Source organism: Paenibacillus sp. P46E, assembly GCF_001909095.1.
Lineage (GTDB): Bacteria > Bacillota > Bacilli > Paenibacillales > Paenibacillaceae > Paenibacillus_AQ > Paenibacillus_AQ helianthi.
This window is the reverse complement of sequence record NZ_LVYZ01000054.1, coordinates 45,267-67,045: the sequence shown is the minus strand read 5'-3', so window position 1 is coordinate 67,045 and position 21,779 is coordinate 45,267. Positions and strand designations below refer to the sequence as shown.

The 21,779-nt window shown below is 50.8% G+C and carries 16 protein-coding genes and 1 riboswitch; of the genes, 12 read left to right on the top strand and 4 right to left on the bottom strand.

Annotated elements, in window-relative coordinates:
- A partial coding sequence (locus tag A3849_RS20560; protein ID WP_143191873.1) for an ROK family transcriptional regulator occupies nucleotides 1-439 on the bottom strand: 439 nt, incomplete at its 3' end.
- 217 nt (nucleotides 440-656) lie between these two features.
- Here A3849_RS20560 and A3849_RS33360 point away from each other — a divergent pair.
- The 10 genes from A3849_RS33360 to A3849_RS20510 all read left to right on the top strand — a co-directional run bounded on the left by A3849_RS33360 (nucleotide 657) and on the right by A3849_RS20510 (nucleotide 15,272).
- A complete protein-coding gene (locus A3849_RS33360) occupies nucleotides 657-845 on the top strand; it encodes a hypothetical protein (protein ID WP_074113093.1) in 189 nt (62 codons plus the stop codon).
- On the top strand, nucleotides 832-2,151 hold the full coding sequence (gene xylA / locus A3849_RS20550) for a xylose isomerase (protein ID WP_074103514.1): 1,320 nt from the start codon (nucleotides 832-834) through the stop codon (nucleotides 2,149-2,151). Before A3849_RS33360 ends, xylA begins: the two co-directional genes overlap by 14 nt.
- A 129-nt stretch (nucleotides 2,152-2,280) precedes the next feature.
- Nucleotides 2,281-3,777 (top strand): xylulokinase, encoded by a 1,497-nt coding sequence (gene xylB, locus A3849_RS20545; RefSeq protein WP_074113092.1) that lies wholly within the window; start codon nucleotides 2,281-2,283, stop codon nucleotides 3,775-3,777.
- 91 nt (nucleotides 3,778-3,868) lie between these two features.
- Nucleotides 3,869-5,410 (top strand): response regulator transcription factor, encoded by a 1,542-nt coding sequence (locus A3849_RS20540; protein WP_074113091.1) that lies wholly within the window; start codon nucleotides 3,869-3,871, stop codon nucleotides 5,408-5,410.
- A gap of 151 nt (nucleotides 5,411-5,561) precedes the next feature.
- Nucleotides 5,562-7,334: a sensor histidine kinase gene (locus A3849_RS20535; protein ID WP_256700831.1), complete on the top strand. Its 1,773-nt coding sequence runs from the start codon at nucleotides 5,562-5,564 to the stop codon at nucleotides 7,332-7,334.
- Between the two features lie 127 nt (nucleotides 7,335-7,461).
- On the top strand, nucleotides 7,462-8,442 hold the full coding sequence (locus A3849_RS20530) for an ABC transporter permease (protein ID WP_074085000.1): 981 nt from the start codon (nucleotides 7,462-7,464) through the stop codon (nucleotides 8,440-8,442).
- 13 nt (nucleotides 8,443-8,455) lie between these two features.
- Entirely contained in the window at nucleotides 8,456-9,355 is a 900-nt protein-coding gene (locus tag A3849_RS20525) for a carbohydrate ABC transporter permease (RefSeq protein WP_178382759.1), read from the top strand.
- A gap of 197 nt (nucleotides 9,356-9,552) precedes the next feature.
- Nucleotides 9,553-11,301 carry an ABC transporter substrate-binding protein gene (locus A3849_RS20520; protein WP_074113089.1) on the top strand — a complete coding sequence of 583 codons (1,749 nt, stop codon included), beginning with the start codon at nucleotides 9,553-9,555 and terminating at the stop codon, nucleotides 11,299-11,301.
- 112 nt (nucleotides 11,302-11,413) lie between these two features.
- Complete coding sequence (locus A3849_RS20515) at nucleotides 11,414-13,795, top strand: glycoside hydrolase family 95 protein (protein WP_074113088.1); 2,382 nt, start codon at nucleotides 11,414-11,416, stop codon at nucleotides 13,793-13,795.
- 337 nt (nucleotides 13,796-14,132) lie between these two features.
- A complete protein-coding gene (locus tag A3849_RS20510) occupies nucleotides 14,133-15,272 on the top strand; it encodes a transglutaminase domain-containing protein (RefSeq protein ID WP_074113087.1) in 1,140 nt (379 codons plus the stop codon).
- A gap of 88 nt (nucleotides 15,273-15,360) precedes the next feature.
- Here A3849_RS20510 and A3849_RS20505 read toward each other — a convergent pair whose 3' ends face one another.
- Nucleotides 15,361-16,854, bottom strand: a complete 1,494-nt coding sequence (locus tag A3849_RS20505; protein WP_074113086.1) for an amino acid permease — start codon at nucleotides 16,852-16,854, stop codon at nucleotides 15,361-15,363.
- Nucleotides 16,855-16,988: 134 nt separating this feature from the next.
- Nucleotides 16,989-17,203, bottom strand: a riboswitch (Lysine riboswitch).
- Between the two features lie 99 nt (nucleotides 17,204-17,302).
- Nucleotides 17,303-18,436, bottom strand: a complete 1,134-nt coding sequence (locus tag A3849_RS20500; protein WP_074113085.1) for a virulence factor — start codon at nucleotides 18,434-18,436, stop codon at nucleotides 17,303-17,305.
- A gap of 236 nt (nucleotides 18,437-18,672) precedes the next feature.
- On the opposite strand from A3849_RS20500, the gene A3849_RS20495 reads away from it, so the two are divergent.
- Together A3849_RS20495 and A3849_RS20490 are read left to right on the top strand one after the other, a co-directional pair.
- The gene (locus tag A3849_RS20495) at nucleotides 18,673-19,662 is read left to right on the top strand and encodes an MBL fold metallo-hydrolase (RefSeq protein WP_074113084.1); all 990 of its coding nucleotides are present in this window, start codon (nucleotides 18,673-18,675) and stop codon (nucleotides 19,660-19,662) included.
- Between the two features lie 120 nt (nucleotides 19,663-19,782).
- Entirely contained in the window at nucleotides 19,783-21,408 is a 1,626-nt protein-coding gene (locus A3849_RS20490) for an ABC-F family ATP-binding cassette domain-containing protein (RefSeq protein WP_074113083.1), read from the top strand.
- A 104-nt stretch (nucleotides 21,409-21,512) separates the two neighbouring features.
- Here the strand turns inward: A3849_RS20490 and A3849_RS20485 are convergent, their stop codons facing one another.
- The gene (locus A3849_RS20485) at nucleotides 21,513-21,698 is read right to left on the bottom strand and encodes a hypothetical protein (RefSeq protein ID WP_036694961.1); all 186 of its coding nucleotides are present in this window, start codon (nucleotides 21,696-21,698) and stop codon (nucleotides 21,513-21,515) included.
- Between the last annotated feature and the right edge of the window lie 81 nt (nucleotides 21,699-21,779).

The window sequence follows — 21,779 nt, the reverse complement described above, 5'->3', positions numbered from 1 at the left end:
CCCCAATCCCCACTATGCCGTAAGGAGAGGAAGGGGCTAATGCAATCAGCTCCGAGATCATGCTCCTCATTTTGTCCAATACGTAAGACAGGTCATGGACTTCCAGCTGGCGGTCCAATTCGTGAAGAATGCTGCCGCCCAAATCGCATAAGACCGCCTTCAGCTGCTTCACCTGCAGCTCGATGCCGATTACACTGCCCGCCATGCTGTTGAAATGCAGCATCAGCGGTTTGCGGCCGCCGCTTGATTCGCCCGGCCCGGCCTCGGTGACCAGTTCCTGCCCGCAGAGCTCGGCCACGAGATTGGATACGGTGGCTTTGTTTAGTCCGGTCATTTCGGATACCCGGGCCCTTGATACTGGAGACTGCATCCGAATCGTATGTAAAATAATCGATTTATTGATTTTTTTGACCAGCGCCTGATCACCCGTAACCTTCACAAACTACACTTCCTTCTTGGCAACGTTCTCATAAGAGTATGCCACTTAGTCTAGTGCGATGCGTGCTAAAATGCAACAGTCGTGATGGATATGAATTAGCCTCAGGAGTTCTTGCAACTATGCTGAACAAGGGCAAAGCAGGAGCCACAATGTGGAGCTTGCCGGACTGCGGGCCTAATGGAATAGACGCATAGGCACCGGGGCCGGGGGGTACTTTATGTTGGTGAAGAATAAGAGAGAGGATTGCCCGCAGGGGCTGCGGGGCAGTCAAATCCGCGAAATTAAAAGTTATAAAAAACTTTGTTTAACCAATATACAAAGTCAAAAAGATGTGTTAAGATGTTGCTGTAAACGCTTGCGGGCGAAGCAAAATATCGAGGAGGATTACACAAATGGCTTATTTTGAATCAGTGAGCAAGATCTCTTACGAGGGAAGCCGTTCCACCAACCCTTATGCATTCAAATTCTACAACCCGAAAGAAATCGTAGCCGGCAAAACCATGGAAGAACACCTGAAGTTTGCAATGGCTTATTGGCATACACTAACAGCTGGCGGCGCAGATCCGTTCGGCGCTGAAACTGCAGTCCGCGCTTGGGATAAGCTGAACACGATTGACAAGGCAAAAGCCCGTGCAGAAGCAGCATTTGAGTTCATGGAAAAAATGGACCTGCATTACTACTGTTTCCATGACGTGGATATCGCTCCTGAAGGCGCGTCTTTGCGCGAGTTCTACAGCAACATCGATACCATCGTAGACATCCTTGAACAAGGCATGAAGGCATCCGGCAAAAAATTGCTGTGGAACACTGCCAACATGTTCACCAACCCGCGCTATATGCACGGTGCAGGCTCCACCTGCAACGCTGATGTGTATGCACACGCAGCTGCACAGGTTAAGAAAGGTCTGGAAGTCGGTAAACGTCTGGGCGCTGACAACTATGTATTCTGGGGCGGCCGTGAAGGCTACGAAACTCTGCTGAATACAGATATGGGCCTTGAGCAGGACAACATTGCCCGCCTGTTCAGCATGGCTGTAGACTACGCTAAGGAAATCGGCTTCGACGGCCAGTTCCTGATCGAGCCTAAACCGAAAGAGCCTACCAAACATCAATATGACTTCGATGCAGCAACAACGATTGCGTTCCTGCAGAAATACAACCTTGATAAACACTTCAAGCTGAACCTTGAAGCTAACCATGCGACACTTGCCGGCCATACTTTCGAGCATGAGCTGCGTGTAGCCCGCATTAACGGTATGCTTGGATCGCTGGATGCGAACCAGGGCGATCCATTGCTCGGCTGGGATACAGATGAATTCCCTGCAAGCATCTACGATGCTACCCTGACCCTGTATGAAGTGCTGAAGAACGATGGACTGGGCAAAGGCGGTATTAACTTTGACTCCAAAGTACGCCGTCCTTCCTTCGAACCTGAGGACCTTTTCCTGGCACACATCTCCGGTATGGACATCTATGCTAAGGGTCTGAAAGTTGCTGCTAAGCTGATTGAAGACCGCGTATTCGACGACTTCATCGCTAAACGTTACAGCAGCTTCACTGAAGGCGTAGGCGCTGACATCGTATCCGGCAAAGCAACCTTGGCTTCGCTGGCTGATTATGCATTGAACAATGAAACTCCGCGTCCGAACCAGTCCGGACGTCAAGAGCTGCTCAGAGCTACATTGAACCAGTACATCCTGACAGCTGAGTAAGACTACACCGGATTACCGGTGCTGTCCGTAGATTGGGCAGATCACTAACGCAACGGGGGTTGCTGAAGAGAGCATTCTTCGGCAGCCCCCTTTCTATTGAATAGAAAAGTAACCTTTAGGAGGCTAACTATGAAATATGTAATCGGTGTCGATCTTGGAACCAGCGCTGTAAAAACTGTATTGGTAGACCCGCAGGGAAAGGTGGCTTTTGAGCACTCCGAATCCTACCCCTTAAGCCGTCCCCAGCCGAACTGGAGTGAGCAGAATCCTGAGGATTGGGTACAGGGAACGCTAGTCAGCTTACACCGTCTACTTGAAGTATCCGGAGTGGACCCGTCTCAAGTGGACGGCATCAGTTTCTCCGGCCAGATGCACGGACTGGTGCTGGTGGACCGTGAAGGCAAGGTGCTGCGTCCGGCGATTCTCTGGAACGACACCCGGACTACGGCGCAATGCCGGAAGATTGAGAAGACGCTCGGCGCCAAGCTGATCGAAATTGCCAGAAACCGTGCTCTGGAGGGCTTCACGCTGCCTAAGATTCTGTGGGTGCAGGAGAACGAACCGGAGGTGCTGGCACAGGCTGAGCTATTCCTTTTGCCAAAGGATTATGTTCGTTACCGGCTGACAGGTGATTACGCCATGGATTATTCCGATGCCGCAGGCACACTGCTGCTGGATGTGGCCTCCAAAACATGGAGTGCAGAAATCGCTGAGGCCTTTGGCCTGCCGGTATCCCTTTGTCCGAAGCTTGTGGAATCATTTGACCAGACCGGCACGCTGCTTCCGGAAATTGCCGAAGCATCCGGCCTGCTCCCGTCCACCAAAGTATTCGCCGGTGGCGCAGACAACGCATGTGGTGCACTCGGTGCCGGCATTCTTGGTGAAGGCCGGACCATGTGCAGCATCGGGACCTCCGGTGTGATCTTGTCCTATGAGAGCAATAAAGACCTGAACCTGGAAGGCAAGGTCCATTTCTTCAACCATGGGGAGAAGGATGCCTACTACATCATGGGGGTTACACTGGCTGCTGGTTATAGTCTCACCTGGTTCAAAGAAACCTTTGCAGGGGACAAAAGCTTTGATGAACTGCTTCAAGGCATCGATTCCATCCCTGCCGGCAGCGGCGGTCTTCTGTTCACACCATACATTGTCGGTGAGCGTACTCCGCATCCCGATCCTAATATCCGCGGCAGCTTTATCGGCATGGATTCCGGGCATACTCTGGCTCATTTCACCCGTTCGGTGCTGGAGGGAATTACGTTCTCGCTACGGGAATCTATTGATATCGTCCGCGACTCCGGCAAGGAAATCAAAGAGGTTGTAGCGATTGGCGGAGGTGCCAAGAATGAAGCCTGGCTGCAGATGCAGGCAGATATTTTTAATGCTTCGATCATCAAGCTGGAGAGCGAGCAGGGACCAGCTATGGGAGCGGCCATGCTGGCAGCTTACGGTGCCGGCTGGTTCGAATCTCTCGGTGAATGTGCAGAAGCCTTCATCCGTCCTGCAGAAGTCTACAAACCGAATGCTCAGCAAGCCGCAACCTATGACGGATTGTTTGGGCTGTATCAGGAAGTTTATGGGCAAACACGTTCACTAAATGATAAACTGGCACAATACCGCAAATAGTCAGAGCCTGGGCAAGCTCGGGCCTATATCTTGGAATTGCCGGAGGGCCCGCAAGGACCTTCCGGGATTCTGCCTTAGGGGTTGACCACAGATGATAAAAGTGCTGATTGTAGATGACGAGCCCAAACTGAGGGAAGGGATGCGTACTCTGATTCCATGGGAGGAGTATGGCTATACTGTAGTCGGGACAGCCGCGAGTGGGCTGGAAGCACTTGATAAGTTCCGGACACTTGCACCCATGCTGATAATTGCTGATATCCGCATGCCGGGCATGGATGGTCTGGAGCTGGTTGGCGAACTGCGTAAAGAAAACGCTAACTGTCATGTGCTGATCCTCAGCGGTTATGCGGACTTCGAATATGCCAAACGGGCAATTTCCTATCATATTGACGGGTATTTACTGAAACCGGTGGATGAAGAGGAATTGATCTCCTATTTGCAGGAGCTGCGGGACACCATATCCCAGGAGGAACGTGCCAGCGAATGGCAGAACAATGAATCTGTGCGCAATGAGGATACTTTGCTGCGTCATTTGCTGCAGCCGCAAGAGGAAGATGCCCTCAGGGCTGAAGCTGCTGTGGAGCTTGGTCTGGAGGGGCATAGCTGCGAGGTCGTGCTCGTGGAATTCAAGGGGCTGCATAAGGGCGGAGATATCCGTGAAGAGCAGGTGAGAAGCGAACTTGAGCAGCAGTGGCAGCCGGATACGGGATTAATATTTACTTTGCCGCCTTATTTAGGCATCCTTCTGAAGGAACCGCTCCAGGATGATACCGGCCGTGCCGCCTTGTGGCGGAAGCTGAATGCAGTCATTACCGGATATGGGCTAGAATTCTGCGCCGCTGCAGGGGGGAGCGCAGCCGGACCCGAGGAGGCATCACGGTCTTTTACAGCGGCCGCCGGGCTGCTGGAAGAGGCTTTTTTTGGCCGGAAGGGTATTATTCTGAGCGGAACAACCGATGATTGGGCAGAACCTGAGCCGGAACCGGATGAGGAGCCGGACCCCGAACGGGATGTAGAGGTACAACTGCTGCTGGCCATAGAGACCGGAAGCAATGAGGCCATTCCCATGCTGGTAGGGCAAATTGTCCGTAAGCTGGTAGCAGCAAGGCGTGACGAGACCTACATTAAGGAAAATCTGATGCGTATCGTAAGCAGTACCATTGCCCGTCTGGAAGCGGCTAACCCGGATTTCCGCAGCTTCATTCTTAGTCATCCTTCTCCCATAGGCGAGGTATACGGCAGCGATTATCTGATTGACGTGGAGAAGCAGGTCGCAGACTATATGGAGCAAATCTCCAGGCAGATGAACTGTGGCGGCCGCGGCGACGAGATCAAGCGGATTACCGATCTGATTCAGCGCCGCTATAATGAGAACCTGAAGCTGGGGTCGCTTGCCGAAGTCTTCAATTACAACAGCGCTTATTTGGGTAAAATGTTCAAAAATCAGGTAGGCGAGCACTTTAATACTTATTTGGACAAAGTCAGAATCGAGAAGGCCAAGCAATTTTTGAATCAGGGAATGAAAGTATACGAGGTTGCTGAAAGAGTTGGATATATGAATTCCGATTATTTTAATGCCAAATTCCGCAAATATGTCGGTGTGTCCCCAACCGCTTTCCGTAAGGAACAATAAATGGATCTGCTGAAATGAATATATATCTGTATAATAGTCGTTAAGAGGTACAGGCTGTTCCCATGCTGCAGCAGATGCGGGGAGCAGCCTGTTTCTCATGGTTTGGGCGGAAACATTGGGAGGAGGGATTGGCATTAAAGGGCTGGTGCGAATGATCAATAATTTAAAGCTGAAGTACAAGCTGATTTTTTTCTACATTATAGTGGTGATGATCCCCGTATTGATTGTCGGGATTATACTGACCAGCTATTTCCGCAGTGCGGCCTTGGACAGAGCCATTGAACAGGCAACGAATAATGTGGAGAAGATCAAGAGCCAAATGGTAACCAAACTGCGGGTGCCGACGGACATCTCCAATCTGCTTTATTTTGACAGTAATCTTGAAAAGCTTGTCAATACAAAATACCCCGGCATATTGGAGCTGACGAAGGCCTATCTGAATTATACGGATTTCCAGGATTATATTCTGCAGTATAGGGAGATATCCAACATCCGCTTTTTTATTGATAACCCTACGCTTGTAGATAACATGTCTATCGCTCCGCTGACTCCGGAGATCAGATCGAAAAACTGGTATAAAAGTGCCATGGAGGGCCCGGGTCTCAACTGGATGTATATCCCGGATAAAGAGGCCTATATCAACAGTACTAAAGGAACGATCAACAAGCTTAGTCTGGTCCGGCAAGTTTTTTACCCCGAATATCAGAAAACGGGAATATTGATGGTGCAGGTGGTACAGGATGAACTGAACCAGATGCTCTACCAGGAGCCGTTTGAGACGATTATTACGGATCAGCAGGGATATATTGTGGCCGCTAAGAATCCGCATCTGGTGGGAGGCACACTCGCTGCGTTTGATATCGGGATGGATCTGCAGAAAACGGACAAAAATGTCATCCGGACAACAGTCAAGGGCAAGGATTCTTATGTCATCGTTGATGAGATCAGACCACAGCTTAGTGTAAGCCGGCTGAAAGTAATCTCTGTCTTTGAAACCAAGAGCATACTGAGCTCCGCGAACAAGGTAAGTCTTCTGGGGCTGCTGATCATTGGCGGTGTCCTGCTAATTGCACTCGTGCTGGTGTATGTTATTTCTTTTCTGATGACCAATCGTCTGCTGCGGCTGAGCCGTCAATTGAATCAGGTCGCCCTCGGCAATCTGAACGTAGTCTCGCAAATGGACGGGACCGATGAAATCGGCCAACTCTCGCGCCAGTTCAATTATATGGTAGCCAGTATTAACCGTCTGCTGTCACAAGTCGTGGAGAGCAATGAGAAGAACAACAAGCTGGAGATTGCCCAGAGAGAAATTAAGCTGAAAATGATGGCGAGTCAGATTCATCCGCATTTTCTGTTCAATGCGCTGGAATCGATCCGTATGAATGCCCACCTTAAGGGGGAGAAGGAGATCGCCAACATTGTGCGGCTGCTGGGCAAGCTTATGCGTAAGAACCTGGAAGTGGGCCGGGACCGGGCACCGATCAAAGAAGAAGTGGAAATGATGCGTTCGTACCTGGAGATTCAAAAGTTCCGCTACGAAGAGCGGCTGGAATATGAAATAGAATTCGATACCAAAGCTGCAGATATCCTGATTCCGCCCCTGATCATTCAACCCATGGTTGAGAATTCGGTGGTTCATGGGCTGGAGAACAAAGCAGGCACGGTGCATGTCCATGTCAGCATATCACTCCATGAGGATGAAGTTAAGGTATGTGTTACCGACGATGGAATCGGCATGACCGAGGAGCGTCTTACCGAGATTGTCTCTGTCATCTCCCAGGCCGAGGAAGAACCTCAGAGCCGCATCGGGCTGCGTAACGTTCATCAGCGTCTGGTACTATATTACGGGGAATCACACGGGCTCAATATATCCAGTAAAAAGGGAGCGGGAACAGAAATTTCCTTCTCGATTCCCCGATTGTGAGGTCACAAGGGTAGCGCTTTCACTGAATCTCTAATTTGCACTGGTTTTACGTAAAATCTGTCGGGTATTCTCTCTAAGTGGTGTACGTTATGATATGTGTATACAAAACGAAGGGGGAATATTGAACGTGAAAGCGCTCACGGAGAATGGTGTTACAGTTAATGAAAGCGTAACCCCTGTCCCACCTACGAAACGGAATAGTGGATTTTGGAAAAGCGTACTGCAGCAAAAGTACTTGTATCTGATGTCTCTACCGTTCGTGATCTGGGTATTTGTTTTCAGTTACGTGCCCTTATGGGGATGGTTGATGGCATTTCAGAATTATAAACCGATCAAGTCGTTTAGAGATCAGAAATGGGTAGGGCTTAAGAATTTTAAGGAGCTTTTCCATGATGAACGTTTCTATCTTGTTCTGAGAAATACCCTGGCCATGAGTGGACTTGGACTCGTATTCGGATTCGTTGTTCCGATAATTTTTGCGGTAATGCTAAACGAGCTGCGGGGGAGTGTTTTCAAGAGAACGGTTCAGACCATATCCTACCTGCCTCACTTTGTATCCTGGGTTGTTGTTGGCGGGATTGTCTATAAGACACTCGCGATCGACGGAGGGATTGTCAACGATCTGTTGACACATCTTCATATCATAGACGAGCCGATTCAGTTCATGGCGAAGGCTAAGATGTTCTGGGGTGTTGTAACGGCAGCGGATCTGTGGAAAGAAACGGGCTGGAATGCGATTATCTATTTGGCAGCGATTACAGGGATCGATAAAGAACTCTATGAAGCTGCAAAAGTAGACGGTGCCGGAAGAATCAAGCAAATGTTCAATATTACTTTGCCGGGTATTCGTACCACTATTACGGTATTGCTGATTATGTCCATTGGACATCTGATCGGTATTGGCTTCGAAAAGCAGTTCCAGCTCAGCAACAATCTCGTTACGGATTATTCCGAAGTGTTGGATATATATGCGCTTAAGTACGGGATTCAGATCGGGCGGTTCTCCTATGGTACAGCCATTAGCATGTTCACCTCGGTAGTCAGTGTAATCTTACTGCTTACAGCCAACGGTGTTATGAAGAAATTCACTAAAGAAAGCATCATGTAAGGAGGGGATAAGGGTGGCAGGCAAAGCTTTTCAAATGACAAAGTCTGAACGTGTGTTCGACATCTTTCTATACATTTTTCTTGGGATCATAATGCTCGTGACGTTGTATCCCTTCTTGAACGTGCTCGCGATTTCTTTAAATGAATCTACAGACACCGTCCGGGGGGGCATTTACATTTGGCCGAGGGTTCTGACGCTTGATAACTATAAACAGATCTTCAGCTACACAGGGCTGATTCAAGGCTTCAAAATCTCAATTCTCCGGACTGTATCCGGTACGATTCTAGGGCTTATAAGCTCTTCAATGCTGGCCTTTACACTAAGCCGTCCGGAGTTCAGAGCAAGGAAATTTGTTTCGTATTTCCTGGCAATGACGATGTATTTCTCTGGCGGTATGGTACCTATGTACATTCTGATGAGAGATTTGAATCTGATTGGAACGTTCTGGATTTACATTTTGCCGGGTGCAGTTTCTGCTTTCAACGTGTTCGTCATCCGTTCCTTCATGGACGGGCTGCCTTTCGCCCTGCAGGAATCGGCGAAGCTGGACGGTGCCAATGACTTCGTGATTTATTACAAGATCATCATGCCGCTCTGTTTGCCAGTACTAGCAACTATCACTTTATTCCTGGCTGTAGGACAATGGAATGAGTGGTTCACTACCTACCTGTACAACGGCAATAAGCCGCATCTGACTACGCTCCAATATGAATTGATGAAGGTGCTGGCAACAACCAACCAGGGCAGCGGCATGGTCAATGCTAATGATATGGCGAAACAGATGGCGCAAATATCGCCTGAATCGATCAAGATGGCTATTACCATCGTAGTTACATTGCCAATTCTTGTGGTGTATCCGTTCCTGCAAAAGTATTTTGTAGGCGGTATGACGTTAGGCGCAGTTAAGGCTTAGGCCAATTAAGAAATAGATTGCATGGGAACTAGTTTCCTGATTCAGCTAAGGACGGATCAGGAAACATTCCCGGTAAGCTTTTTCAGATAGTAAGAATTGGAATTATATTTATATTGGTTTTGCAAGCGTTATCAATGGTATATTCAGGACTATCCTGATATGCATAGATCAAACACACATTACAAGGGGGATAAAAAATGAAAAGCAAGAGTATCAAGACTGCTTTCACGCTCATGCTCATGAGTTCCATGCTGATTGCCGGCTGTGGTGGGAACAACAATGCCGACAACAGTAAAAATGCGGCTAACACCGGAAATAATACGCCAGCTGCAACTGCGACCGATAGTGCAGCGAATACAACTGCAGATACCAGCCCCGTTACATTCTCATTCTTCGGTGCTGATGCCAGCCCTAACTGGAACAAAATGCAGGACGAAGTAGGTAAAGTGATTACGGAAAAAACCGGTGTAACCCTGAATGCTGAATATGATGTAGGCAGTGGCGGCGGTGAACAAAAGATTTCTCTGATGGCAGCCAGCGGTGACGTGCCTGATCTGATCTTTGCTAAAGGTAATCTAAGTAAACTGGTTGATGCAGGCCTGGTTATTGATATGACAGATTTGATCGAAAAGTATGCGCCTAACTTGAAAAAGGTCTACGGCGATAATATGAAGCGGTTGAAATACAGCAAAGACGATCAAAAAATCTACTCCATTCCTACAAATGCCGGGGTTGATCAACAATCCTTTGACGCCGGAGGCGGTTTTGAAATTCAGCAGCGTGTACTGAAAGAACTTGGATATCCTCAAGTGAAGACAGTTCAAGATTATGAAAAGGTTCTTAAAGACTATGTAGCCAAACATCCTGAAACCGACGGTCAGCCAACTATTCCGCTTACGCTGAATGCAGATGACTGGAAAATCATGATCACGGTTACCAACCCGGCATTCCTATCCACTGGTGCACCGGATGATGGTGAATATTATGTAGATCCAACGACATATGCAGCACAACTTCACTACAAACGTCCAGCTGAAAAAGAATATTTCCGTTGGTTGAACCACATGTACAGCGAAGGGCTGCTGGACAAAGATACTTTTGTACAAAAGGATGACCAATATAAAGCAAAAGTGGCCAGCGGACGCGTACTCGGTCTGATCTCCCAGAAATGGGAATACCAAGATGGGGAGAATGCTCTGAAGGCAGCAGGTAAAGACGAGTATACTTATGCCCACTTCCCGGTAACTTTGACCGATGAGTACAAAGACCACTCCTTCCAATCTGCAGGCCTTGATGCATCTGGAATCGCCATTACTACCGCTTGTAAAGATCCTGTTCGCGCCATTAAATTCCTGGACTGGCTCGCTTCTGACGAAGGACAGGTACTGATGAACTGGGGTATTGAAGGAAAACAATATACGGTTAACGCAGACGGCAAACGTGAAATTCCTGCTGATGTTCAAAAGAAGAAAACAGATGACGCTAACAATTTTGCCAAAGAAACAGGTATTGGCCTGTACACAGCTTTGACTGCTCACTATGGTGACGGAGTGAAGGATTCCACAGGCAACTACTACACTACTAACTTCCCTGAACAAATTGTAGCTGGATATACTGATGCTGAAAAAGAAACTCTGAAGGCTTACAAGGCTACAACATGGAAGGACTTGTTCCCTAAGGAGTCTGACTTCCCGGTTAAGGAATGGGGCGCTCTGTACAACATGCCTACTCCTACAGATGGTGATTATCAGGTTACTTTCAAGAAAACGCAGGATATTATCCGTAAACGTATCCCTGAAGCCATCTTGTCCAAACCAGCTGATTTCGATAAGGTATATGATGCATTCATCGCTGAGCTGAACAAAGCCGGTGCTGAAAAGATGGAAGCTGAATACACTGATCTCGTAAAAGCAAGAGTATCCCTGTGGACTGGCAAGGATTTGTAATCTAACAAATTAGTAATTGAAGCATTTATCTGCTATCTGCTAATGTAAAGCAAAGGCCCGACTTTGGTCAGGGCCTTTTGCCTGTAATTAGGTACTTGGAGGAGGAGAGGGAATGGCGGAGGAGAGCAAAACACATACCTGGATGTTGAAATATGACCAGCCGGCGGCGGTATGGGAAGAAGCGCTGCCGCTCGGTAACGGGCATATGGGAGCTATGGTATTCGGCGGAGCAGCCAAGGAGCGCATTCAGCTTAATGAGGATACATTATGGGCTGGGTTTCCCCGGGACAGCAACAATTACGAAGCTCAGCGTTATTTGAAGAAAGTGCGTGGACTGGTCTCCGAAGGCAGCTATGGCGAGGCTGAGGATCTTATTAACACACGGATGCTTGGTGTAAACACACAGCCGTATTTACCGCTGGGCGATCTGTATCTGGAACATCCGGGAGTGGAGAATACTGAGGGGTACCACCGGGTTTTGGATCTGGACAGCGGCATTGCCAACGTGTCTTATCGGACAGCTGATGGTACTTTTACCCGTGAGGCTTTTATTAGCGCACCGGATGGAGTCTGTGTGATTCGGGTGGCAAGTGAGATAAAGGGGAAGCTTGAACTGGTCATCTCATTGGATAGCCTCTTGAAACATAGTGTACAAAGCAGCGGACAGCAAAAGCTGACGATGCGCGGGCAGTGTCCTACGTATGTAGCCGATAATTATTTTGGGGATCATCCGTACCCGGTCCAGTACGAGGAGGGCCTGGGTATTGGCTTTGAACTGCAGCTGGAGGCGAAGGTTACCGGCGGAAGTGTGCAGATAGTAGAAGGAAAGATTGTAATCACCGGCGCGGACAGTGTAGTACTGCTGCTTGCAGCAGGGACCACTTATGAAGAGTTGAAGCAGAAGGCGGCGCATATCCGCACCGACCTGGCTGAAATCTCTACCACAATTCCAAGCCCTGCAGAAATTTGTGCAGAGCGCTTATCGGCGGCTGCGCAGAGGTCCTATCAGGAACTGCGGCAACGTCATGTGGATGACCACCAGGCAATCTTCCGCCGCGTGGACCTCAATCTCGGGGGCTGGGAAGCAGCTGCACTGCCGACGGACCAGCGTTTAGCCGCATACCGGGAGGGTCAGGCCGATCCGGCATTGGAGGCGTTTTTATTTCAATATGGCCGTTATTTGCTGATGGCCAGTTCCCGGCCGGGTACCCAGGCCGCCAATTTGCAAGGAATATGGAACCATCATCTGACACCGCCATGGAACAGCAACTATACCACCAATATTAATGCACAGATGAACTATTGGCTGGCTGAGGTATGCAATCTGAGTGAATGTCATGAACCTTTGATCGATTTGATTCGTGAGGTCAGTGTCACCGGGTCAAGAACAGCCGCTATTCATTATGGAGCCCGTGGCTGGGTTGCCCATCACAATGTGGATCTGTGGCGTCATTCATCTCCATCGGGCGGGGACGCCAGCTGGGCCTTCTGGCCGATGGGCGGGGTATGGCTCAGCAGCCATCTGTGGGAACATTATGCATTTAACCCGGACCGCGAATACCTTGCACAGACGGCATATCCGCTAATGAAAGGGGCGGCGTTATTCTGTCTGGACTGGCTGACGGAAGGGCCGGATGGCATGCTGATTACGAATCCCTCTACCTCGCCGGAGAACCGTTTTGTAACGGAAGATGGCCGGCCGTGCAGTATCTCTATGGGTTCTGCTATGGATATGAGCCTTATCCGCGAATTGTTCGGAAATTGTCTTACAGCTGCTAATATTCTCGGTGTTGACGAAGACTTCCGGCTTCAGTTGGAAGAGACGGCTTCCCGCATGTTCCCTCTGCAGATCAGCAGAGACGGGCGCTTGCAGGAGTGGTTCCAGGATTTCACCGAGTCTGAGCCGGGGCACCGTCATGTCTCCCATTTGTATGGGCTGTATCCCGGGAATATGATTAATGAGAAGGAAACACCGGATCTGCTGGAAGCCGCCCGCTTGTCACTGGAGAAGCGGATCGCCTCCGGCGGAGGCCACACCGGCTGGAGCTGCGCATGGCTGATCAATCTGTACGCCCGGCTGAAGGATGGAGCCGCCGCATACGGTTTTGTGCGTACGCTGTTAACCCGTTCCGTGTACCCGAACCTGTTCGATGCCCATCCGCCGTTTCAGATTGACGGAAATTTCGGAGCTGCCGCAGGGATTGCGGAAATGCTGCTGCAGAGCCATCTGGGAGAAATCAGCCTGCTGCCTGCTCTGCCGGATCATTGGAACAACGGCCGGGTGGAGGGGCTCAGAGCCCGGGGGGGCTTCGTGGTGGATATCGAGTGGCAGGATCATGTACTTGTCTCTGCCAAGATTACAGCCGGGCAGGATAGCTTCTGCCGGTTGAGCTATTCGCGTGAGCTGAAGCTTCAGCTTCAGGGCGGCATGATGGAAGAACCTGGAACTCCGCTGTATATGAAGGCTGGAGATAGTATTATCGCAAGCGTGTAAAAGAGCATTCATGCAGAACAGAAGCCGTGTCAATATGGCGGCTTACATTGTATACTGCTTTCTGGCAAAGGAATTGCCGGGAAGCAGTTTTTTTGCATATTCAGATTTATATGTTTTACAACCGCTAAGGACATTGTTTAGCTGTGGGCCTTATTCTGCGGCTGTGTCGAACCGATAATAGAGAATATATAGCAAGATTTTACGATGGGAATTGCTCCAAGAATAAAATGCAAGGTATATGGGATGCTACGGTTGTGCAGACTGGATTTTCGGCATCTACTATACAGTACATACTATTGGGTGAGCCATTATAGGGCATGCAGGAGGAACAGGATCTATGGGGAAAAAGCATTTGTCGCTGATGAAGTCCATTCTGGGAGGCGTGCTTATATGTGCGGCTCTGCCGCCGGCGCTATACTGGGGTTGGGACCAGGCTTATGCGTCCAGCACTCAAACCGTGCTCCAATCGGGAACGGAAATGGCCCAGAAGCTGACTGCAGCAATGAATAACCGGAGAGAGAACATCACATTCGTATATGAAGGAAAGACCACCAATTTGAAATCCTTGGTGCAAAAGGCTATTGACCAGGCTATGGGTAGCGACCCTTACCTCTACTATATTATTGACAGCTACGCTTTTTCTTACCAGGGGAGCAGCCGCTCAGCCAACGTAACGGTGCAGATGAAGTACCGGGAGACATTGCAGCAGACCGCTCTGGTGAACAAGCAGGTGAAGACGATTCTGCAGCAGATTATTACTTCCGGGATGAACAATCACCAGAAGGTGAAGGTTATTCATGACTGGGTGGTACTGCATCTGCAATATGATGCTACGTACCGTAAATATACAGCTTACGAAGGATTAGAGACCGGCAGTGCTGTCTGCCAGGGATATTCATTGCTAACCTATAAATTGCTCCTGGGTGCGGGTATCCCTAATAAAATTGTTGAAGGTACGGCAAGACCGGCGGGTAGACCTGCCCAATCCCATGCCTGGAACCTGGTGCAGCTTGACGGGCGCTGGTACCACTTGGATACCACCTGGGACGATCCAACACCAAGCCCGGAGGGCGGTGTCAGCACGCTTTACTACATGCGGACTGATGCCCAGATGCGGCATGATCACAGCTGGATCAAGTCCTATCCGGCAGCATCCGTCGGCTACGCGCAGACCTTGTCTGAGCTGGTGAACCGCGGAGGGCAGAACGTGTCTGTATACAAGGACCTTCAGCAGAAGCTTGACTACCGTCTGTATGAGGAGGGCCAGGTGGTTAGTTCTGCGTCAGAGTTGAATCCCCTCGTGAAGGAGGCTGTGGCGTCAGGTAAACAGTCCCTTTTGTTCCGTTACCGGGGCACGGAAAGGCTGCTCAAAATCGATCTGCAGGGATTGTACAGCTTAGGCTTGAAGAATTTATCTTATAACACTACTCCGTTTGATAATACCGGGGATTTGAAGGTATATGTGACCTGGAAATAACCCTCAACGGTTCAGCAAAACAGGGATGTCACCGAGCCATTTGGCTGCGGGACATCCCTGTTTTGCTGTTGACTATTATATTCACCTGTTAATCTGCGTGAGTGCTCAGATCGCATTGATCCAGCGGGATAATGCGGCTCTGGCGGAACCAGCGGTAACCGATCCAGATTAGCAGGAACAGCGGGAGGCTGACATAGGAGACGAGGATACCATACCAATCGACCGTGCCGCCTGTGAAAGCACCAAGGTTTTGTCCGAATACGGCAATGAGACATAGCGCCAGTGCGAACAACGGCCCAAAGGGGAACCATCTGGCCCGGTAAGGCAGCTCATCCAGCGAATGGCCCTGCGCTACAAAAGCGCGGCGGAAACGGTAATGGCACACCGCAATACCGAGCCAGTTAATGAATCCGCACATCCCGGAAGCATTAAGCAGCCAATTATAGACGGCACCATCACCAAAGAATGAAGCCAGAAAAGCCAGCATACCTACCGCAGTGGTCACGAGAAGAGCCCCAACAGGCACTCCGCGGCGGTTCAGTCTGCCGAGCGCACGCGGTGCCATGCCATCCTTGGCCATTGCATACAGGACACGGGTGGAAGCGTACATGCCAGAATTTCCGGCGGACAGTACAGAACTGAGAATGACAGCATTCATGACGGATGCGGCAATCGCAAGTCCTGCTTTATTGAAGACGATGGTGAACGGGCTGACACCGATATCATCGATGCCGCCGCGGAGCAGATCCGGATTGGTATAAGGGATAAGCAGCCCGATCACAAGAATGGCGAAAATGTAGAAGATCAGGATGCGCCAGAATACCTGGCGGATGGCCAGCGGCACATTGCGGCGCGGGTTTTCACTCTCCCCTGCTGCAACTCCGACGAGTTCAGTACCCTGGAAGGAGAAACCGGCAGCCATGAAGACCCCGACGAAGGCAAAGAAGCCGCCATGGAAGGAGCTCCCGCCAAGCTGGAAGTTGCTGAGGCCTACGGCTTTGCCGCCCATAATCCCGAAGATCATCAGCACGCCGACAGCCAGGAACACCACTACAGTGATAATTTTAATAATCGCAAACCAGTACTCCGATTCGCCGTAACCGCGTGAAGACAGGAAGTTCAATCCGAACATCAGCAGCAGGAACAGAAGGCTCCAGAGTACGGAAGGGCTGTCCGGGAACCAGTACTTTATAATCACTGTGGCAGCGGACAGTTCGGCAGCGATGGTGACAGCCCAGTTGTACCAGAAGTTCCAGCCGATGGCGAAGCCGAAGGCAGGGCTGACAAACCGCGTGCCGTAGGTGCTGAAGGAGCCGGAGTCCGGCAGGTACGTTGCCAGCTCTCCAAGACTGGTCATAAGAAAATACACCATAATGCCGACCGCCGTATAGGCCAGCAGGGCACCTCCCGGTCCGGAAGAAGCGATAGCGCCGCCGCTGGCCAGGAACAGCCCCGTTCCGATGGAACCGCCGAGCGCGATCATGGTTAAATGTCTGGCCTTGAAGGTTTTGCGCAGCCCCGGAGCGGCAGGGTTACTGCTCTGTGCCGTTAAGTGCTGCTGTTTGTCTTTCTTAGCTTGCATGAATAGAACACTCCCTTAATTGTGATGTTTCTGTTCAAGGGCTCTAACCAAGAAGGATATCCATCCTGCAAGCACAAAAAAACCGCAGACGGATTCTGCGGTTTCCTGTATATACAGCTCCGCACCATACTCCCTGTTCAGATAGCGCAACACAGTGCCTGGCCGCAGTTTCCTGACGGGACAAGCGCTGTGACAGTTCCGTGCCTTTCGGCGACGGCCCCAGCCTGCACTGCTTAATAAGAGCAGCGGCGCAGACTTCGGCGGATATTCCTTTCGGCGGCGTTTCACAGACGGCTCTTATAGCGTCTCCACGCGCGTACTCTTTATATCCGCGACCTCTACCTCATCTTAGGTATGATGAGGCTATCTTGTAACGATATGAACACAACAGGGATTAGTATAATGCAACTTGGCTGGGCAAGCAATGACAATTTAAGGCAGGTTAACGTCAGGTTCTCCGGCGCTCCGACATCTGCTGCCAGACGGTACCGGCAGCCTCTTCACCGGATGCGATGCGCTCCAGCGCCATTCGGGCCTGCAGGCCGACCTCGAATTCAGGGTCGTCCGCAGCAAGGCTCAGCGCGTCCTGAGCTTCAGCTGTGCCGACCTCGTAGAGGAAGCGTGCCGCCCGCCAGCGGACGAGCTTGCTCTTGTCCGTGAGCGCCGCTGTCATCACCGGCGTCGCTGCCGGATCGCCGATGTCGGACAGCGTGTCTCCGGCCGTGCGCCGCACGGCTGGGGCGCTGTCTGCCATCGCCTCATAGAGCAGCTCCATCGCCTCGGGCGTGCGGATGTCGCCCAGGTACACGACCGCAAGCCTGCGGATATGCAGCTTGGGGTCGTGCAGCGCCGTGCGCAGCTCCGGCAGGAGCTCTGCCGTAGGCTGAAGATCCTCCAGCGCGGCGTAGCGCACGCGCCAGTCCTCGTCCTTCAGGTCTCGCAGCAGCTCGGCCTGTTCCTTCTTCTGCCGCTGCTCGATGAACTCGCCGCCAACCCCGTGCGCGATGGCCTGCTGCACGAGGGAGTCGAGGCGTTCCTGCGGATACGCCGCTTCCAGCTCCTGTTCGACCTCGCGCGCGATCGCTTCGGGCTCGCCGTAGCGCACGCCGTAATCGGTGAGCTTGCGCTCCTTGATCATTACGGCGCTGGCCACATCCGTTACCGCCTTTGTGAACCGGGCGGCGAGGGCGATGCGCTCCTCACTCGCGCCGGTCTTGACGCGGATCTGGATCGGGATCCCGCGGAACATCTGTACGAACACCTGTGATTCCCCAAAGTGGGCACCGGCCTGTTCATCCTCCAGATTGAAGTCGGCGCTCAGGCCTTCCGCACCGAAACGGGTCTGGACCTCGCGTAGAATCGCTGCCCAGTCGGCACTGCCTCTACGCTCCAGAGCAGCAAAATCAGCCGCGTGATATATGCTGGTGACTCCAGGAATAGTGAGCATCTCCCGCGCCCAGGAAGGGGCGGAACGCTGGCTCTCCGGTGTATAGGTACGGCGGACTCCGGCCTCCAGAGTCTCATCGAGATGAAGCTTCATCGTATTGGGACTTGGAGTCGGTTCAATAAATGTAATCTTCATACGCTTGGCTCCTCTTTAAACGGCGTAAGCACCGTAAGTACTTTACCCGCATTTTACCTCATTTTGACCCCTCAATACAAAAGAGCTGCAACACCGTTCCGCTTAAGCCTGGTACCAAATGGTTAAACTTTGTAGCATAAGGGTTTGGGCATTACGCGACTTTGCAAATCCATTCGTAGAATCCTATAGTTAGAATAAAGTATATTTTCCGGCAACTTGTTAAGGAGAGATGCGGAATGGCCAGATTACGCTACAATAACATTGACAATGTCAGTACCGACAAAACGCTCAAGCAGCTCCGCCAGTGGCGCGAGGAGCGGCGGATGAAGAAGAAAGACTACTCCTATAAAGTGCCGAATTATCCGCCCAAGCTGGACTATCTAGTGGAGAACCGTCTCGATACGACGATAACCTGGATTGGGCATTCGACATTTTTGCTTCAATATGAAGGGATGAATATCATTACCGATCCTGTATGGGCACAGCGGCTGGGGTTTGAGAAACGGATCTGCGAGCCCGGCATTCCGCTCAGCGGCATACCCCCGGTGGATCTTATTCTGATCTCCCATTCGCACTATGATCACCTGCATCTCGCGTCTATACGTAAACTGTACAAGACGGGAACCACGCTGGTGGTGCCGGTAGGACTGAAACGCAAGATGGTGCGCAAAGGCTTTGCGAACTGCCTGGAAATGCAGTGGTGGGAGGAGCTTACCCTGGGGGCCGTGAAGCTGACCTTTGTCCCGACACAGCACTGGACGCGGCGGACGCCCTTTGATACCAATACCTCCCACTGGGGCGGGTTTGTGCTGCAGCCTGCTGAGCCCGGCAAGCATCCCCGGGGTGACGGAGCCGCGCATGAGCTACCGCCCAATCTGTACTTTGCCGGAGACAGCGGATTTTTCCCGGGATTCAAAGAAATTGGCAGCCGCTTCAAGCTGCATGTGGCGCTGATGCCAATCGGTGCCTATGAGCCGGAATGGTTCATGAGCTCGCAGCATGTGACTCCCGAGGAAGCCGTCCAGGCCTTTATGGATGTAGGCGCGGAATTGATGATCCCCATGCACTTTGGAACCTTCCGGCTGGCGGATGACACGGCCCGGGAGGCGCTGGACCGGATGGAACAGGCGCGCCTGGCACATGGAATTGACGGTAAACGTATACGTACACTGGCTTATGGGGAAACGCTGATTGTACATCCGGCGGAGCGGACACCAGCCCAATAGAGATTACATGTATCCGTTTATTGGGCAAAACTATACTTTATAGGCGGATCTTCGGGCTTTTTTCCTTGTTTTTATGCTATAATGAGCCGGAACCCTAAGTGAAAAGGATGGTAATGCTTAATGATCAGTACAAGCGGCGTAACACTCCGCTACGGAAAACGCGCACTATTTGAGGATGTCAACATAAAATTCACACCCGGCAACTGCTACGGCCTAATCGGAGCGAACGGTGCGGGTAAATCCACTTTTTTGAAAATTCTGTCTGGAGAGATTGAAGCCAACATCGGCGATGTGCATATTACACCCGGCGAACGTCTGGCCATACTGAAACAGAACCATTTCGAGTATGACGAGTATCTGGTACTGGAAACGGTAATTATGGGCCATACCCGCCTGTATGACATCATGAAGGAAAAGGATGCGCTCTATGCCAAAAGCGACTTCACCGAAGCTGACGGACTTCGCGCCGGTGAACTGGAAGGCGAATTTGCTGAACTGAACGGCTGGGACGCAGAGCCTGATGCTGCTGCTATGCTGATCGGGCTTGGGATTATGCGTGAAATGCATGATAAGAAAATGGCCGAACTCAGCGGCAACGAGAAGGTCCGGGTACTCCTTGCACAGGCCCTGTTCGGACGTCCGAACAACCTGCTGCTCGATGAGCCTACCAACCATTTGGATCTGGAATCCATCGGCTGGCTGGAGAACTTCCTCATGGATTATGAAGGCACTGTTATTGTCGTATCCCATGACCGTCATTTCCTGAACAAGGTATGTACGCATATTGCCGATATCGATTTCGGTAAAATCCAGATGTATGTAGGCAACTACGACTTCTGGTATGAATCCAGTCAGCTGGCCCAGGCGCTGCAGCGTGACTCGAACAAGAAGAAGGAAGACAAGATGAAGGAGCTGCAGGCGTTCATCCAGCGCTTCTCCGCCAATGCTTCCAAGTCCAAACAGGCGACCTCCCGTAAGAAACAGCTGGAGAAGATTACCCTGGACGATATCCGCCCGTCGAACCGCAAATATCCGTTCCTCAACTTCAAACCGGAGCGTGAAGCCGGTAAGCAACTGCTTACCATCAGCGGGCTGAGCAAATCGGTGGAAGGCGAGAAGCTGCTGGATGAGATCAGCTTTGTGGTCAACAAAGGCGACAAAATTGCTTTTGTCGGTCCTTACTCTCAGCCAAAATCACTGCTGTTCGATGTGATTATGGGCGAGAAAGAGGCTGATGCCGGCGAGTATACCTGGGGCGTTACAACAACACAGGCATATTTTCCGAAAGACAACTCCAGCTATTTCGATGGGGTGAACATGAATCTGGTAGAATGGCTGCGTCAATACTCCAAGGATCAGGACGAAACTTTCCTGCGCGGATTCCTTGGACGGATGCTGTTCGCCGGTGAGGAAGCACTGAAGAAAGCAAGTGTGTTGTCCGGAGGCGAGAAGGTTCGCTGTATGCTGGCCAAGATGATGTTGAACGGTGCCAACGTGCTCGTGTTCGATGAGCCCACCAACCACTTGGATCTGGAATCAATTACTGCACTCAATAACGGACTGATTGATTTTGATGGCACGATTCTATTCACTTCCCATGACCATCAGTTTATTCAGACCATCGCCAACCGTATTATTGAAATTACACCGGCAGGGGTTATCGACCGCTCCATGACCTATGATGAGTATCTGGAGAATCCGGAAATCAAGGAAATGCGTGCCCGGATGTATCCTGTAGAAGTGTAAGAATAATATAGAAGAACAAGCAATGTTCATATGATAAACGGCTGCGTCGTCCCGAAAGGGATAACGCAGCCGTTTATGTTCCAAATATAAACAAGTACCCTTACTTAGGAACCACCGGTCCGGCGGCGCTGATTGTTGGGCTTTTTGTTATTCTGGCTTTTTAGCGGTTTGGCAGAACCGGCTTGAAAGGTGGAACCGGGTTTGCCGGAAGCGTGCTGTTTCTTCTGCTCCAGTTTTTGACGGATGGCATCTGCCAGGTTGATTTTTGGTTTTTCATTGTTCTCGCTCATTATGTTAACCCCCTTAGGTAGCAAGTCCTTTCCTTTATTCTAATTGTTTTTAAAAGCTGCCACAAGGGCAAGAATAATTCA